Origin of the sequence: Streptomyces sp. NPDC088915, assembly GCF_044749825.1 — a bacterium.
In the GTDB taxonomy this organism is placed as follows: Bacteria; Actinomycetota; Actinomycetes; order Streptomycetales; family Streptomycetaceae; genus Streptomyces.
This window is the reverse complement of the sequence record NZ_JBIVIR010000002.1, coordinates 543,949-558,401: the sequence shown is the minus strand read 5'-3', so window position 1 is coordinate 558,401 and position 14,453 is coordinate 543,949. Positions and strand designations below refer to the sequence as shown.

The following is a 14,453-nucleotide window of genomic DNA, read 5'->3' as shown; positions in this document are numbered from 1 at the left end:
CTAGGGACATGATCGTTGGCCCGTCCATCAGTCCCGGGAGAGTTGAGCTACGTCTGAGCTTGTCGCGCCCGGGCCCCGGTCGGGCGGGGGCGGGGCGGCCGGGGTGACGACGGCGGTGAGCAGGGTCGCGACGAGCGCCCCGGCGCCCAGGAGACCGACGGCGAGGCGGCGCCGGGCCCGCCGGACGTCGGGGGCGCGGCGCCGGGCCCGCTCCACCGGGAGGCTCGGTGCTCCGTGTCTAGGCATGGGCGAAGTCCTCACTGTGGATGCGGGCGGCCGGGACCCCGGCCCGGCGCAGGGAGGCGGTCGCGGCCCGGGCCATCGCGGGCGGGCCGCACAGGTACACGTCGTGGGCGGCGAGGTCGGGCACGAGGTTGCGCAGGGCGCGCGGGGCGAGGGGGTCGAAGGAGCCGTCGGAGGGCCCGAGGAGGAAGTGGAGCGCGGCCCGCCGCTCGCGGGCGATGGCCTCCAGCTCCTCGCGCAGGACGACGGCGGAGGCGTCCGAGGCCCGGTAGAGGAGGGTCACGTCGCCGGGCCCGCCGGGCAGCGTCTCGAAGAGGGCCCGCAGCGGGGTGATGCCGACCCCGCCCGCGAGCAGCAGGACCTTGCGGCGGGTGCGGCGGTGGGCGGTGAGCGCCCCGAAGGGCCCGGAGGCGAGGACGCGGGTGCCGGGGCGCAGCCGCCGGACGCGGCGGGTGTGGTCGCCGAGCGCCTTGACGGTGATCCGCAGGGTGTCGTCGCGGACGGGCGCGGAGAGCGAGAAGGGCAGGGCGGTGGCCCACAGGCCGCGCCGCAGGAAGCGCCAGCGGAAGAACTGGCCGGGTTCGGCGCGCAGGTGGTCCACTCCCCTGCCCCGGACCAGGACCGAGACGACCCCGGGGCCCTCGTCGCGGACCTCGGCGACCCGCAGGTCGTGGCGGAGGGCGGCGCGGACGGGGACGACGAGCCGGTACCAGACGAGGAGGACGGCGACGACGGCGTGCGCCAGGGACCAGAGCCAGCGGGTGACCGGGCCGCCCGCGACGTCGGGGCCGGCGAGCTGGTGGACGAAGCCGAGCGCGGCGGCGAGCAGGGCGCCGAGGTGGACGGCCCGCCAGGTCTCGTGCCGGAGCCCGCCCCGTACGGAACGGGCGGAGGTGATCCCGACGGCGGCGAACAGGGCGGTGCCGGCGGTCGCGGCGGTGATCGCCCCGTACGAGAGGAGGTCCCCGGCGGCGGCGACCAGGTCGGCGCGGGTGTGCGCGGCGTGGCCGCAGAGGGCGAGGAGGGCGTGGGCGGCGATCAGGCCGAGGACGTACCGGCCGCCGAGGGCGTGCCAGCGGGCGAGCCGGTCGGCGCCGACGCCGTGCTCGACGGCCGGGACCCGGGCCATGAGCAGCAGCAGGACGAGGACGCCGTATCCGCCGAGGAGGCCGGTGAGGTGGGCGCCGGACGCGAAGAGGACGTCGAGCCGGGCGGAGGGCCGGGCCTGGAGGCCCCAGAGGAGGCCGACGGCCCCGGCCCCGGCGACGATCCCGGTCCGCAGCCGCTCGGGGGCGAGCCGGAGGGCGGGGACGGGCGGGGCGGCCGGGGGACGGCGGGGCGCGGCGGGGGGCGCGAGGGGTACGTAGAGGGGGTGGCTGGCCTCGGTGGTCACATCCGGCACCCTAGGGGCGCCCGCGTACGGGAATCCGCAGCTCAGCGGCGTCCGCCCGATCCTTAAGGCGGCCTTGAGGCGAGGCTGACCACGGGTTAACCCGGGCCCGGTCCGACGGCCCCGTACGGCGGCCGGGGCCGGGGGTCTCGCGGCGGGCGGTCCCGCAGCCCCTCACAGCGGCCGTTGCCGGAGGCGGAGATCAGCGTTCCGTACGGGAAACAGCCGGGATGCCGCCGGGTAACACCGGCCCCGCACGCTTCCGGTCATGAGTACACGGATCGTGGTGGTCGGGGGCGGGACGGCGGGCGCCCGGCTCGCCCGGCGCCTGCCGGTCACCCTCCTCGGCGAGGAGCCGCACGCGCCGTACAACAGGGTGCTGCTCGCCGACGTCCTCGCCGGGCGGTACGCCCCCGAGGTGATCGCCCTGCCCGGGACCCGGAGCCCGGCCCGGCTCGGGACGCGGGCGGTGCGGATCGACCGGGCGGCGCGGACGGTGGAGTGCGCGGACGGCTCGCGCGTCGGCTACGACCGGCTGGTCCTGGCGACGGGCTCCAACCCGGTGCTGCCGCCGCTGCGCGGACTGCGCGGGGCGGCCCTTCCGGAGGGCGTCCACCCCTTCCGCACGCTCGACGACTGCCTGGCGCTGCGCGCGGCGGTGCGGCCCGGGGTGCGGGCCGTGGTCGTCGGCGGCGGGCTCCTCGGGGTGTCGGCGGCCCGGGCGCTCGCGGCGCTCGGCGCGGACGTGGTCCTGGCCCAGCAGGGCGAGCGCCTGATGGAGCGCCAGCTCGACGCCCACGCGTCGGCACTGCTCCGGGAGCACGTCGAGTCCCTCGGGGTCGAGGTGCACACCGAGTGCCGGGTCGCCGGCCTGCGGCAGCGGGACGGGGCGGTCACGGCGGTCGAACTCGCGGACGGCTTCGTGCTCGACGCCCACGTGGTGGTCCTGGCCTGCGGGGTGCGGCCCCGGGTGGCCCTGGCCCGGGAGGCGGGGCTCGACGTCGGCACCGGGATCCTGGTCGACGACGCGCTGCGGACCTCCGACCCGCTGATCCACGCGGTGGGCGACTGCGCGGAGCACGGGGGCCGGGTCTACGGCCTCGCGGGCCCGGCGCTCGAACAGGCGGACGCGCTGGCGGAGGTGCTGGCGCGGGAGACCGGGACCGAGGCCTCCGATGCGCCCGCGCCCGCCGCCCCGGCGGCCTACACCGGCACCCGCGCCCTCACCCGGCTCACCCTCGCCGGCCCGCGCCCGCTCGACCTGGCCGCGTTCGGCGAGACCACCGCGCGGCCGGGCGACGACACCGTCCAGCTCACCGACCCCACCCGCGGCGCGTACCGCAAGGTCGTCGTCCGGGGCGACCGGCTCGTCGGGGGCGTCCTCCTCGGCGACCTGGCCGCGGTCGGCGCGCTCGCCCGGGCCTGGGAGGGCGACGAGGCCCTCCCCGAGGCCCCCCTGCTCCACCTGCTCACCCACGACGGAGGCTCCTGACATGAGCGCTGACGCTGACACACGTGCCCGCACGAGCGCCGGCACGGCCGCGCACACCCCGACGATCGTCCTGGTCGGCCACGGAATGGTCGGCCAGCGGTTCCTGGAGGCGCTCGCCGACCGTGGCGTGACCCGGCGGGCCCGGATCGTGGTCCTCTGCGAGGAGCCGCGCCCGGCCTACGACCGCGTCCAGCTGACCTCGTACTTCTCCGGAAAGACCCCCGAGGACCTGTCGGTGGTCGGGGCGGGTTTCATGGCGGAGCACGGCATCGAGCTGTACGTGGGCGACGCGGCCGCGTCGGTGGACCGGGAGGCCCGGACGGTCACCGCCCGCTCGGGTCGGGTCTTCGCGTACGACGCACTCGTCCTGGCCACCGGCTCGTACCCCTTCGTCCCGCCGGTGCCCGGCAAGGACGCCCGGGGCTGTTTCGTCTACCGCACGATCGAGGACCTGCTCGCGATCGAGGAGTACGCGAGGACGGCGACGACCGGCGCGGTGGTCGGCGGCGGTCTGCTCGGCCTGGAGGCGGCGGGCGCGCTCAAGGGCCTCGGCCTGGACACGCACGTGGTGGAGTTCGCGCCGCGCCTGATGCCGGTGCAGGTGGACGAGGGCGGCGGCGCGGCCCTGCTGCGCACGATCGAGCGGATGGGCCTGACCGTCCACACGGGGACGGGCACGCAGGAGGTCGTGACGGCGGACGGCGCCGTGACGGGCATGCGGCTGTCGGACGGCTCCGAACTGGCCACCGACCTGGTCGTCTTCTCGGCGGGCGTACGGCCCCGGGACCAGCTCGCCCGGGACTGCGGGCTCGCCGTGGGCGAGCGCGGCGGCATCGCGGTCGACGAGCGGTGCCGGACCTCCGACCCGGCGGTCTTCGCGATCGGCGAGTGCGCGCTCGCGGCCGACGGGCGGGTCTACGGCCTGGTGGCGCCGGGTTACGAGATGGCGCAGACGGTGGCGGCGGTGCTCTCGGAAGGAGCGGAGGAGGAGGCCGGCGACGGCTTCACGGGCGCCGACACGTCGACCAAGCTGAAGCTGCTCGGCGTGGACGTGGCCTCGTTCGGCGACGCGCACGGCACGGCCGAGGGGTGCCTCGACGTCGTGTACTCCGACTCCCGCTCGGGCGTCTACAAGAAGCTGGTGGTGGACGGCGAGGGCGTGCTGCTCGGCGGCGTCCTGGTCGGCGACGCCGACTCGTACGGGCTGCTGCGGCCGCTGACCGGCACGGTGCCGCCGGTCTCCCCCGAGCAGCTGGTGCTCCCGGCGGGCGCGGGCGCGCCGGTGGCGCTCGGCCCGTCGGCGCTTCCGGACGACGCGGTGATCTGCTCCTGCCACAACGTCACGAAGCACGCGATCGGCCAGTGCTCCTCGCTCGCCGAGGTGAAGAAGTGCACCAAGGCCGGCACGGGCTGCGGCAGTTGCGTGAAGGTGATCGAGAAGCTGCTGCCGGCCGCCGTCGACAAGGGGCTCTGCGGCTGCTTCCCGTACGGCAGGAGCGAGCTGTACGAGATCGCCCGCACCCTGCGCGTGACCTCGTTCGCCGCGCTGCTCGACTCGCACGGGCGGCCGGAGGTGCGGGGCGGCGAGGGCTGCGAGGTCTGCAAGCCGACCGTGGGCTCGATCCTGGCGTCCCTCAACAACGGCTACATCCTGGACGGCGAGCAGGCCTCCCTCCAGGACACCAACGACCACTTCCTCGCCAACATGCAGCGCAACGGCTCCTATTCGGTGGTGCCGCGCATCCCCGGCGGCGAGATCACGCCGGAGAAGCTGATCGTGATCGGCGAGGTGGCCCGGGACTTCGGCCTCTACACGAAGATCACGGGCGGGCAGCGGATCGACCTGTTCGGCGCGCGGGTGGACCAGCTGCCGTCGATCTGGACGCGGCTCGTGGACGCGGGCTTCGAGTCGGGGCACGCGTACGGCAAGGCGCTGCGCACGGTGAAGTCCTGCGTCGGGCAGACCTGGTGCCGGTACGGCGTGCAGGACTCGGTGAGGATGGCGATCCTGCTGGAGCTGCGCTACCGGGGCCTGCGCTCGCCGCACAAGCTGAAGTCGGCGGTCTCGGGCTGCGCCCGCGAGTGCGCCGAGGCGCAGTCGAAGGACTTCGGGATCATCGCGACGGCGAACGGCTGGAACCTGTACGTCGGCGGGAACGGCGGCGCGACCCCGCGCCACGCGGACCTGCTCGCCCAGGACCTGTCGGACGCCGAACTGGTCCGGCTGATCGACCGGTTCCTGATGTTCTACATCCGGACGGCGGACCGCCTGGAGCGGACGTCGACCTGGCTGGAGCGCCTGGAGGGCGGGCTCGACCACCTCAAGGACGTGGTGGTGCACGACTCGCTCGGGCTCTGCGACGAGCTGGAGGCGCTGATGGCGGCGCACGTCGACGCCTACCAGGACGAGTGGGCGCAGACCCTGGACGACCCGGAGCGGCTGCGGCGCTTCGCCTCCTTCGTGAACGCCCCGGAGACGCCGGACCCCTCGGTCCGGTTCGTGCCGGAGCGCGACCAGATCAAGCCGGACCTGACGTTCCTCACCCTGGAAGGGATCGCCTCCCGATGAAGACGCTCGAACTGTCCCCCTCCCCCGGCTCCTGGATGACGGTCTGCGAGGAGTCCCGGCTGACCCCGGGGCGCGGCGTGGCGGCGCTGCTGCCGGACGGCCGGCAGGCGGCGGTCTTCCGGGACCGGTCGGGCCGGACGTACGCGATCGACAACCGCGACCCGTTCACGGGGGCGCAAGTGCTCTCCCGGGGGCTGATCGGCTCGGCGGGCGGGCGCCCGTTCGTGGCCTCGCCGCTCCTGAAGCAGCGGTTCGACCTGGAGACGGGCCGCTGCCTGGACGACGAGGAGGTCGCGGTGGCGGTGTATCCGGTGCGGGCGGCCCTGCTCGATCCGGCGCTTCCGTAAGAAACTTGACCGATCGTTCCAGATGGATCTAGGGTCCCGCCGTGGCCAGGACCAAGGAATTCGATCCGGACGCCGCGCTCCGGGCAGCCCTCGAACTGTTCTGGGCGCGCGGCTACGAGGCGACGACGATGGCGGAGCTCGTGGAGCACCTCGGGGTGGGCCGCGCCAGCATCTACGCGACCTTCGGCAGCAAGCACGAGCTGTACCTGAAGGCGCTGGACCGGTACGCGGAGACCCAGGACCCCCGGATCGTCGAGGAGCTGTCGGCGCCCGGCCCCGCCCTGCCGGGCGTCCGGGCCCTCGTCCGCCGGTTCGCCGCCGAGGCGACGGCGGACGAGGGGCGTCTGAACGGCTGCTTCGTCACCAACTCGGCGGCGGAGCTGGGGCCGCACGACGCGGCGGTGGCCCGCCGGGTCGAGCTGAGCTGGGAGCAGCTGGAGACCCTGCTCCACGCGGCGCTCGTCCGGGCCCGCGCCGGGGGCGAGCTCCCGGCGGACCGCGATCCGCGGGCCCTGGCCCGGATGCTCCTGGTCCTGATGCAGGGCATACGGGTGGTCGGCAAGGCGTCGAGCGACCCGGCCAGGGTCGGGGACGCGGCGGAGCAGGCGCTGGCCCTGCTGGACTGAGCGGACCGGGGACGGGCGCCCGCGAGGGTGCCCTTTCTTCGGCCCTGATACTGGAACGTACGGTCAAGAACAGAAGGAGATCCTCCATGACCGCCGCACGCTTCACCGACCGCGTCGTCCTCGTCACCGGAGCCGGTTCCGGCCTCGGCCGGGCCGTCGCACTCGCCTTCGCCGCCGAGGGCGCGAAGGTCGTCGCCGCGGGACGCACGGCGGAGACCCTGGAGGGGACGGTCGCCCTGGTCGGGGCCGCCGGGGGCACCGCCGCGGCGGTCACCGCCGACGTGACCGACGCCGACTCCACCCGGGAGCTGGTCCGGCGCACGGTCGAGCTCTTCGGCGGCCTGGACGTCGCCGTGAACAACGCGGGCATCTTCCGGGGCGGCGGCCACAGCGCCGCCGACCTCCCGCTGGAGGACTGGCAGGCCCTGCTCGACGTCAACGTGACAGGGGTGCTGCACGCCCTCCGGGCCGAGGTGGCGCACATGCGGGCGCACGGCGGCGGGGCGATCGTGAACGTCTCGTCCAACCTGGGCGCGCACGTCCGGGTCCCCGGCCTCTTCGGCTACCAGGTCTCCAAGGCGGCCGTGTCGGCGCTCACCCGGGCCGCGGCCCTGGACCACGTCGGCGACGGGATCCGGATCAACGCGGTCAGCCCGGGGGCGGCGGAGTCCACGATGTCGCTGCGGCCCGGCGAGACCGAGGCCGAGCGGGAGGTCCGGATGAAGGGCGAGTCGCCGCTCGGCCGGATCTCGTCCGCCGCCGAGGTCGCGGCGGCGGTCCTCTACCTCGCCTCGGACGCGGCCGGCTCCGCCGTCGGCACCGACCTCGTGATCGACGGCGGGGTGGCGGCCTGAGCCCTCGACGGCTCAGCCCTGGGCGGCGGCCGGGTCCATCCAGAAGACCTCCCAGTGGTGGCCGTCCAGGTCGGTGAAGGAGCGCCCGTACATGAAGCCCATGTCCATCGGCTCCTTCGCCGGCGTGCCACCGGCGGCGAGGGCCGCGTCGGCCAGCTCGTCCGCCTTCTCGCGGCTCTCGGCGCTCAGCGTGATCAGGACCTCGGTGGCCTTCGTGGCGTCGGAGACCTCCTTGCCCGGGGCGGTGAACTCCTTGAACTTCTTCTCGGTGAGCAGCATCGCGAAGATCGTGTCGCTGATGACGAGACAGGCGGCGGTGTCGTCGCTGAACTGCGGGTTGAAGGAGTACCCGAGCTTCTCGAAGAACGCCTTGCTGGCGTCGAGGTCCTTCACGGGCAGGTTCACGAAGATCATCTGCGGGGCCATGGCGTTCCCTCTTCCTCGGTCGGCCGGCCCGCTCGGTGCGTTCCGGCGCTTTCGAGAGGTAGGACGGGGGCGCCGCCCGGAACTCATCGCCGCGCCGGAAAGTCTTTTCACCCGGCGCGGCCCTTCGGGGTCAGGCCGCGGCGGTGCGCAGCCGGAGGGCGGCGAGGGGGACGAACCCGCCGTTCCGTCCCTCGGCCCCGGTGGACGCGTCGGGTCCGGCGAGCCGCCGCAGCATGGCCAGGGCGATCCGCTCCCCCTGCGCCTTGGCCCGCTCGGCGCGCGGACCCGCGTGGAGGCCGTCGACGGAGGCGCGCCAGAGCTGGACCCAGCGCCCGAAGTGGGCGGCGGTGAGCGGCCGGGCGGAGTGGAGGGCGGCGTGCGGGGCGAAGGCGTCCCGCCCGTAGGCGGCGGTACGGAACAGGGCCCGCTCCCAGAAGTCGGTGATCCTCGGGAGGTGGGCCTCCAGGTCGGTGCCGGCGACCTCGGTGAAGAAGGGCCCGATGAGCGGGTCGGCGAAGGCCTCGGTGTAGAAGCGGCGCAGCAGTGCGTCGAGGTCGGCGCGGTCGCTGATGTCCCGGGTGGCACGCATGCCCCCAGTGTCCCCCGGCCCCGGCCGCTCCCCCAGTGCCGAAGGTCCCGGGCCCCCGCGGAACCGGGCCCGCGCGGGGCCGGGCGCCGTACCCCGTGCTCCTACGGCCTCCGCCCCCGCATCCCGTACCCCCAAGGCCTCCGCCCCCGCACCCCGTACCCCTACGGCCTCCGCCCCGTACCCCCGCCCCCCACCCGCCGTCTCCCCTTCATCGCTCGTTGACGCCCCGTCAATTCCCCACTCCTAGGTTCCGGAGACGCGCGACCCCGTAGCCGACCGGTGCGACGGGGCGGTTCACCATCCTTCTCGGGAGTGAGACGTGGAGCGACGCGGTTTCCTGCGCGGAGCGGTCATCGGTACCTCGGCCGCCGCCTTCGGCGGCAGCCTGTGGCACGGGGCGGCCTTCGCGGCCCCGGCCCAGCCCGGCGCCGGCCCCTACGGGGCGCTCGGTTCGGCGGACGCGAACGGCATCCAGCTTCCGGCCGGGTTCACCAGCCGGGTGATCGCCCGGTCCGGCCAGACGGTCGCCGGCACCTCGTACGCCTGGCACAGCGCCCCCGACGGCGGCGCCTGCTTCGTCGACGGAACCGGCTGGATCTACGTCTCGAACTCGGAGGTCAACCCGAGCGGCGGCGCGAGCGCGGTGAAGTTCAACTCGGCGGGCACGATCACCGGCGCGTACCGCATCCTCTCCGGCACCCGGCAGAACTGCGCGGGCGGCGCCACCCCGTGGAACACCTGGCTGTCCTGCGAGGAGGTGTCCCTCGGCTACGTCTACGAGTCGAACCCGTGGGGCGGCACGGCCCACCGCCGGGACGCGATGGGCCGCTTCAAGCACGAGGCGGCGGCGGCCGACCCGGTCCGCAAGGCGATCTACCTGACCGAGGACGAGACGAACGGCTGCTTCTACCGCTTCCTGCCCACCACCTGGGGCAACCTCTCCTCCGGCACCCTCCAGGTCTTCAAGGCCTCCACGGCCACCTCCGGCACCTTCACCTGGCAGAACGTGCCGGACCCGGACGGCTCCCCGACCGTCACCCGCGACCAGGTCTCCGGCGCCAAGCGCTTCAACGGCGGCGAGGGCTGCTACTACGCGAACGACACCGTCTGGTTCACCACCAAGGGCGACAACCGGGTCTGGCAGGTCAACCTCGCCGCCGGCACGTACGAGCTGGCCTACGACGACTCGCTGGTCTCCGGCGGCGCCCCGCTGACCGGCGTCGACAACGTCACCGGCACCGCCTCCGGCGACCTGTACGTCGCCGAGGACGGCGGGAACATGGAGATCTGCGTCATCACCCCGGACGACGTCGTCGCCCCGTTCCTGCGGATCAACGGCCAGTCCGGCTCGGAGATCACCGGACCGGCCTTCTCCCCCGACGGCAGGCGGCTGTACTTCTCCAGTCAGCGGGGCACGAGCGGCAGCTCCTCGGGCGGCATCACCTACGAGGTGACCGGCCCGTTCCGCGCGTAACAGCGCAGCTCCACCTTCTTCTGCTGGGCGCCGCCGAGGAGTGCGGCGCCCAGCGGCGTCAGGGTGTGCAGGACCGCGTTGCCGTGGCGCAGGGTCGCGATGAGCCCGGCCTCGCGCAGGACGCCCGCGTGCTGGCTGGCCGAGGCGAGGGAGACCCCGGCGCGGCGCGCGAGTTCGCTGGTCGTGCCGCCGTCCCCGATGGCGTGCAGCACCGCGGAGCGGGTCTGGCCGACGAGCTTGGCGAGCGAGGAGCCGCCGGGCGCGCGGACGGTCGGCGCCTCGCCGTGGGTGACGGGGTAGACGAGGACCGGCGGCAGCGCGGGGTCGCGCAGCACGACGGGGGTCCCCCGGCAGAAGTACGAGGGCTGGAGCAGCAGCCCCCGTCCGTCGAGGTGCACGTCCCGGTCCACCGGGTAGTCCGCCTCCAGGACGGGCGCGCGCCAGCGCAGCATCGGCGGCAGCGAGGCGAGGAGTTCCTCGGCTCCGCCGTCGAGGAGGGCCCGGCCGCGGCGGGCCCGGTCGGCCTCGACGCGGGCCCGGATGTGCGGCCAGTACGGCTCGACGACGGCCCGGTGGTAGCCGCGCAGCGCCCCCACGAGCCGGTCGAAGGGCTCCGCTCCCCCGTCGGCGAGGGCGCGCAGCGAGTGGGGCACGGTCCGTCCGCCGGAGCGGTCGGCGGCGAGCAGCGAGAGCTCTCCGCGCAGCCGGCCCGGGTCGGTCGCGCGGATCGCCTGGAGGCCCTCGTCGAGGCCGTTGACGCCCTCGGCGGGCGTCAGGAAGTCGGGGAAATAGCCCCTGCTGGGGACGAGGGCGGCGAGGAGGCGGGTCTCACCGCCGAGCCGCGCCCGCGCCTCCGCCCGCCATTCTCCGTAGACGACCGGGCCGCGCCGGTCCCTTAAACGGTGAAAGCTCAGAATCGTTTCCCACAGAACATCCGGCCGAGCCGCCGTCCGCACCCCCGCCAAGTCGTTTCCGGTGAAATGAATCCGCAGCATGAGGTCCCCACCTGTGCACTCGCAACCACCCCCGACGACGAGTATGCACAGCATCACTGCACGTTACCAGGGTGTTTCAGCCACAGTTGAAAAGCGTCGCGGCGAACGGGGCGGAACCGAAAAGCTGTACGGGTCGGGCAGGAAACCTTCTGGACCGAGGTGACGTGGTGAAGACCGTGGGGGGCTTTGCCCGTCCGGCGGCGGTCGGCGAGGGTTGCGGCTCACCTGCCCGGCATCGGTAAAGGGCGCGGCCTCCGGGTGGGGATCCGGGGGTCGCGCCCGTCCCGTTCTTTGCGGCGCGGAAACAGAAAAGTTCAATGGCCAATAAATCAATCGGCCGTAATTGAACATGAATCCACATCTGATCGACGGCCGGGCGAAATGAGCGGCCGGGCCCCCGGGAGAAACACGACGGGACGGACACCTCCGCACAAAGGTGTCCGTCCCGTCCCTGTGAATCCGGAGCCGCCGCCCGCCGGTGAGGGTGGTGAGGTGGGCCGGCGGCGGCCCCGGGGGTTCGGTGAACCCGCTGCTGAACGGGGGTTCAGCAGGGGCTCGGGCCCGTTCCTGAACCGGGGTTCAGAAGCGGCCCGTACCGCCTCAGCGGCTGTCGCTGCCCTTCGACCCGGCCGCCGCGCGGCCCGCCTCCAGGCGCGCCACCGGGATCCGGAAGGGCGAGCAGGAGACGTAGTCGAGGCCCACCTCGTGGAAGAAGTGCACCGACTCCGGGTCGCCGCCGTGCTCGCCGCAGACGCCGAGCTTGATGTCGGGGCGGGTGGCGCGGCCGGCCTCGACGGCGCTGCGGACCAGGGCGCCCACGCCGTCCTTGTCGATGGTCTCGAAGGGGCTGACGCCGAAGATGCCCTTCTCCAGGTAGGCCGTGAAGAAGCTCGCCTCCACGTCGTCGCGGGAGAAGCCCCACACCGTCTGCGTCAGGTCGTTGGTGCCGAAGGAGAAGAACTCGGCGGCCTCGGCGATCTGTCCGGCGGTGACGGCGGCGCGCGGCAGCTCGATCATGGTGCCGAGCGCGAGCCTGAGGTCGACGCCGGTCTGCGCCCGGACCTCCTCGATGACCTGCTCGGCCTCCTCGCGGACGATCTCCAGCTCCTGGACGGTGCCGACGAGCGGGATCATGATCTCGGCGCGCGGGTCGCCCTTGGCGTCGATCCGCTGGGCCGCGGCCTCCGCGATGGCCCGGACCTGCATGGTGAACAGGCCGGGGATGACCAGGCCGAGGCGGACGCCGCGCAGGCCCAGCATCGGGTTCTGCTCGTGCAGCCGGTGGACGGCCTGGAGCAGGCGCAGGTCGTTCTCGTGCGGCTCCTTGCGGGACTCGGCGAGGGCGACGCGGACCGACAGCTCGGTGATGTCGGGCAGGAACTCGTGCAGCGGCGGGTCGAGGAGGCGGACCGTGACGGGCAGCCCGTCCATGGCCTCGAAGAGCTCGACGAAGTCCTGCTTCTGCAGCGGCAGGAGGGCCTTGAGGGCGTCCTCGCGCTCGGCGTCCGTGTCCGCGAGGATCAGGCGCTCGACGTACTGGCGGCGCTCGCCGAGGAACATGTGCTCGGTGCGGCACAGGCCGATGCCCTGGGCGCCGAAGCGGCGGGCGCGCGAGGCGTCCTCGGCGTTGTCGGCGTTGGCGCGGACCCGCAGGCGGCGGACGCGGTCGGCGTAGGCCATGATCCGGTGGACGGCGGCGACCAGCTCGTCGGCGTCGTCGGCTCCGGCGTGCATCCGGCCCTCGAAGTACTCGACGACCGGGGAGGGTACGACGGGCACCTCGCCGAGGTAGACCTTGCCGGTGGAGCCGTCGATGGAGACGACGTCGCCCTCCTCGACGACCTGGCCGTCGGAGGTGGTCATCCGGCGGCGCTTGGTGTCGACCTCCAGCTCCTCGGCGCCGCAGACACAGGTCTTGCCCATGCCGCGGGCGACGACGGCGGCGTGCGAGGTCTTGCCGCCGCGCGAGGTGAGGATGCCCTCGGCGGCGATCATGCCGTCCAGGTCGTCGGGGTTGGTCTCGCGGCGGATCAGGATGACCTTCTCGCCGGAGCGGGACCACTTGACGGCCGTGTACGAGTCGAAGACGGCCTTGCCGACGGCGGCGCCCGGGGAGGCGGCGATGCCGCGCCCGATCTGCTCGACCTTGGCGTTCTCGTCGAACTTGGGGAACATGAGCTGGGCGAGCTGGGCGCCGTTGACGCGCTGGAGCGCCTCGGCCTCGTCGATCAGGCCCTGGTCCACGAGCTGGGTGGCGATGCGGAAGGCGGCACCGGCGGTGCGCTTGCCGACGCGGGTCTGGAGCATCCAGAGCTGGCCGCGCTCGATGGTGAACTCGATGTCGCAGAGATCCTTGTAGTGGGTCTCCAGGGTCTCCATGATGTGCATGAGCCGGTCGTACGACGTCTTGTCGATCGACTCCAGGTCGGCCAGCGGCACCGTGTTGCGGATGCCGGCGACGACGTCCTCGCCCTGCGCGTTCTGGAGGTAGTCGCCGTAGACGCCCTGGTGGCCGGAGGCGGGGTCGCGGGTGAAGGCGACGCCGGTGCCGGAGTCCGGGCCGAGGTTGCCGAAGACCATCGAGCAGACGTTGACGGCGGTGCCGAGGTCGCCCGGGATGCGCTCCTGGCGGCGGTAGAGCTTGGCGCGGTCCGTGTTCCAGGAGTTGAAGACGGCCTCGATGGCGAGGTCCATCTGCTCGCGCGGGTCCTGCGGGAAGTCGCGGCCGGTCTGGGCCTTCACGATCTTCTTGAACTGCTTGACGACCTTCTTGAGGTCGGCGGCGTCGAGGTCGGTGTCGCTGGCGGCCTTCTTGGCGGCCTTGACCTCGTCGAGGGCGTCCTCGAAGAGCTCGCCGTCCACGTCGAGGACGGTCTTGCCGAACATCTGGATGAGCCGGCGGTACGAGTCCCACGCGAAGCGCTCGTTGTCGGCCTGCCGCGCGAGGCCGACGACGGACTCGTCGGAGAGGCCGATGTTGAGGACGGTGTCCATCATGCCCGGCATGGAGAACTTCGCGCCCGAGCGGACGGAGACGAGCAGCGGGTCGTCGGCCTGGCCGAGCTTCTTGCCCATCTTCCGCTCCAGGGCGTCGAGGTGCGCGCTGACCTCGTCGCGGAGCTCGACCGGCTCCGAGCCGCTCTCCAGGTAGACCTTGCACGCCTCGGTGGTGATCGTGAAGCCGGGGGGAACCGGCAGACCGAGGTTGGTCATCTCGGCCAGGTTCGCGCCCTTGCCACCGAGCAGGTCCTTCAGGTCCCTGTTGCCCTCGGTGAAGTCGTAGACGAACTTCTGATCATTGTTTTCCGACACGGGCCACGACTCCTCGACGACTCGGTTGGCTGCCCTGACGGCGAGGAACATACCCAGATCGAAGGCTTCTAGGGAGGTACGCCTAGCGGTCAGCTGGTCTTAACCACCCGTCCGCCAGCGCTTCGAAAGTAACCGA

The 14,453-nt window shown here is 73.4% G+C and carries 12 protein-coding genes; 6 read left to right on the top strand and 6 right to left on the bottom strand.

Annotation, left to right across the window (positions count from 1 at the left end):
- Positions 1 to 27: 27 nt before the first annotated feature.
- On the bottom strand, positions 28 to 246 hold the full coding sequence (locus ACIP5O_RS06070; protein WP_401289093.1) for a hypothetical protein: 219 nt from the start codon (positions 244 to 246) through the stop codon (positions 28 to 30).
- Entirely contained in the window at positions 239 to 1,636 is a 1,398-nt protein-coding gene (locus tag ACIP5O_RS06065; RefSeq protein ID WP_401289090.1) for a ferric reductase-like transmembrane domain-containing protein, read from the bottom strand. The genes ACIP5O_RS06070 and ACIP5O_RS06065 overlap by 8 nt, the downstream gene beginning before the upstream one ends.
- Positions 1,637 to 1,901: 265 nt before the next feature.
- Here ACIP5O_RS06065 and ACIP5O_RS06060 point away from each other — a divergent pair, with 265 nt between their 5' ends.
- The 5 genes from ACIP5O_RS06060 to ACIP5O_RS06040 all read left to right on the top strand — a co-directional run bounded on the left by ACIP5O_RS06060 (position 1,902) and on the right by ACIP5O_RS06040 (position 7,521).
- A complete protein-coding gene (locus ACIP5O_RS06060) occupies positions 1,902 to 3,125 on the top strand; it encodes an FAD-dependent oxidoreductase (RefSeq protein WP_356544672.1) in 1,224 nt (407 codons plus the stop codon).
- Position 3,126: 1 nt separating this feature from the next.
- On the top strand, positions 3,127 to 5,694 hold the full coding sequence (nirB, locus tag ACIP5O_RS06055; protein WP_401289087.1) for a nitrite reductase large subunit NirB: 2,568 nt from the start codon (positions 3,127 to 3,129) through the stop codon (positions 5,692 to 5,694).
- Positions 5,691 to 6,041, top strand: a complete 351-nt coding sequence (nirD, locus tag ACIP5O_RS06050; protein ID WP_401289085.1) for a nitrite reductase small subunit NirD — start codon at positions 5,691 to 5,693, stop codon at positions 6,039 to 6,041. The genes nirB and nirD overlap by 4 nt, the downstream gene beginning before the upstream one ends.
- A gap of 41 nt (positions 6,042 to 6,082) precedes the next feature.
- On the top strand, positions 6,083 to 6,667 hold the full coding sequence (locus ACIP5O_RS06045; RefSeq protein WP_401289083.1) for a TetR/AcrR family transcriptional regulator: 585 nt from the start codon (positions 6,083 to 6,085) through the stop codon (positions 6,665 to 6,667).
- A gap of 86 nt (positions 6,668 to 6,753) precedes the next feature.
- Positions 6,754 to 7,521, top strand: a complete 768-nt coding sequence (locus ACIP5O_RS06040) for an SDR family NAD(P)-dependent oxidoreductase (protein ID WP_401289081.1) — start codon at positions 6,754 to 6,756, stop codon at positions 7,519 to 7,521.
- A gap of 12 nt (positions 7,522 to 7,533) precedes the next feature.
- On the opposite strand, the gene ACIP5O_RS06035 is transcribed toward ACIP5O_RS06040, so the two are convergent.
- Positions 7,534 to 7,947 (bottom strand): VOC family protein, encoded by a 414-nt coding sequence (locus ACIP5O_RS06035; RefSeq protein ID WP_401289078.1) that lies wholly within the window; start codon positions 7,945 to 7,947, stop codon positions 7,534 to 7,536.
- 130 nt (positions 7,948 to 8,077) lie between these two features.
- Positions 8,078 to 8,536 (bottom strand): group III truncated hemoglobin, encoded by a 459-nt coding sequence (locus tag ACIP5O_RS06030; RefSeq protein ID WP_356544683.1) that lies wholly within the window; start codon positions 8,534 to 8,536, stop codon positions 8,078 to 8,080.
- Positions 8,537 to 8,855: 319 nt separating this feature from the next.
- Here ACIP5O_RS06030 and ACIP5O_RS06025 point away from each other — a divergent pair, with 319 nt between their 5' ends.
- Positions 8,856 to 10,010 carry an alkaline phosphatase PhoX gene (locus ACIP5O_RS06025; RefSeq protein WP_401289076.1) on the top strand — a complete coding sequence of 385 codons (1,155 nt, stop codon included), beginning with the start codon at positions 8,856 to 8,858 and terminating at the stop codon, positions 10,008 to 10,010.
- Here the strand turns inward: ACIP5O_RS06025 and ACIP5O_RS06020 are convergent.
- Both ACIP5O_RS06020 and ppdK read right to left on the bottom strand, forming a co-directional pair.
- Positions 9,980 to 11,005 (bottom strand): helix-turn-helix domain-containing protein, encoded by a 1,026-nt coding sequence (locus tag ACIP5O_RS06020; RefSeq protein WP_401289075.1) that lies wholly within the window; start codon positions 11,003 to 11,005, stop codon positions 9,980 to 9,982. The genes ACIP5O_RS06025 and ACIP5O_RS06020 overlap by 31 nt on opposite strands.
- Before the next feature lie 600 nt (positions 11,006 to 11,605).
- The gene (gene ppdK / locus ACIP5O_RS06015; RefSeq protein ID WP_401289073.1) at positions 11,606 to 14,317 is read right to left on the bottom strand and encodes a pyruvate, phosphate dikinase; all 2,712 of its coding nucleotides are present in this window, start codon (positions 14,315 to 14,317) and stop codon (positions 11,606 to 11,608) included.
- Positions 14,318 to 14,453: the final 136 nt, after the last annotated feature.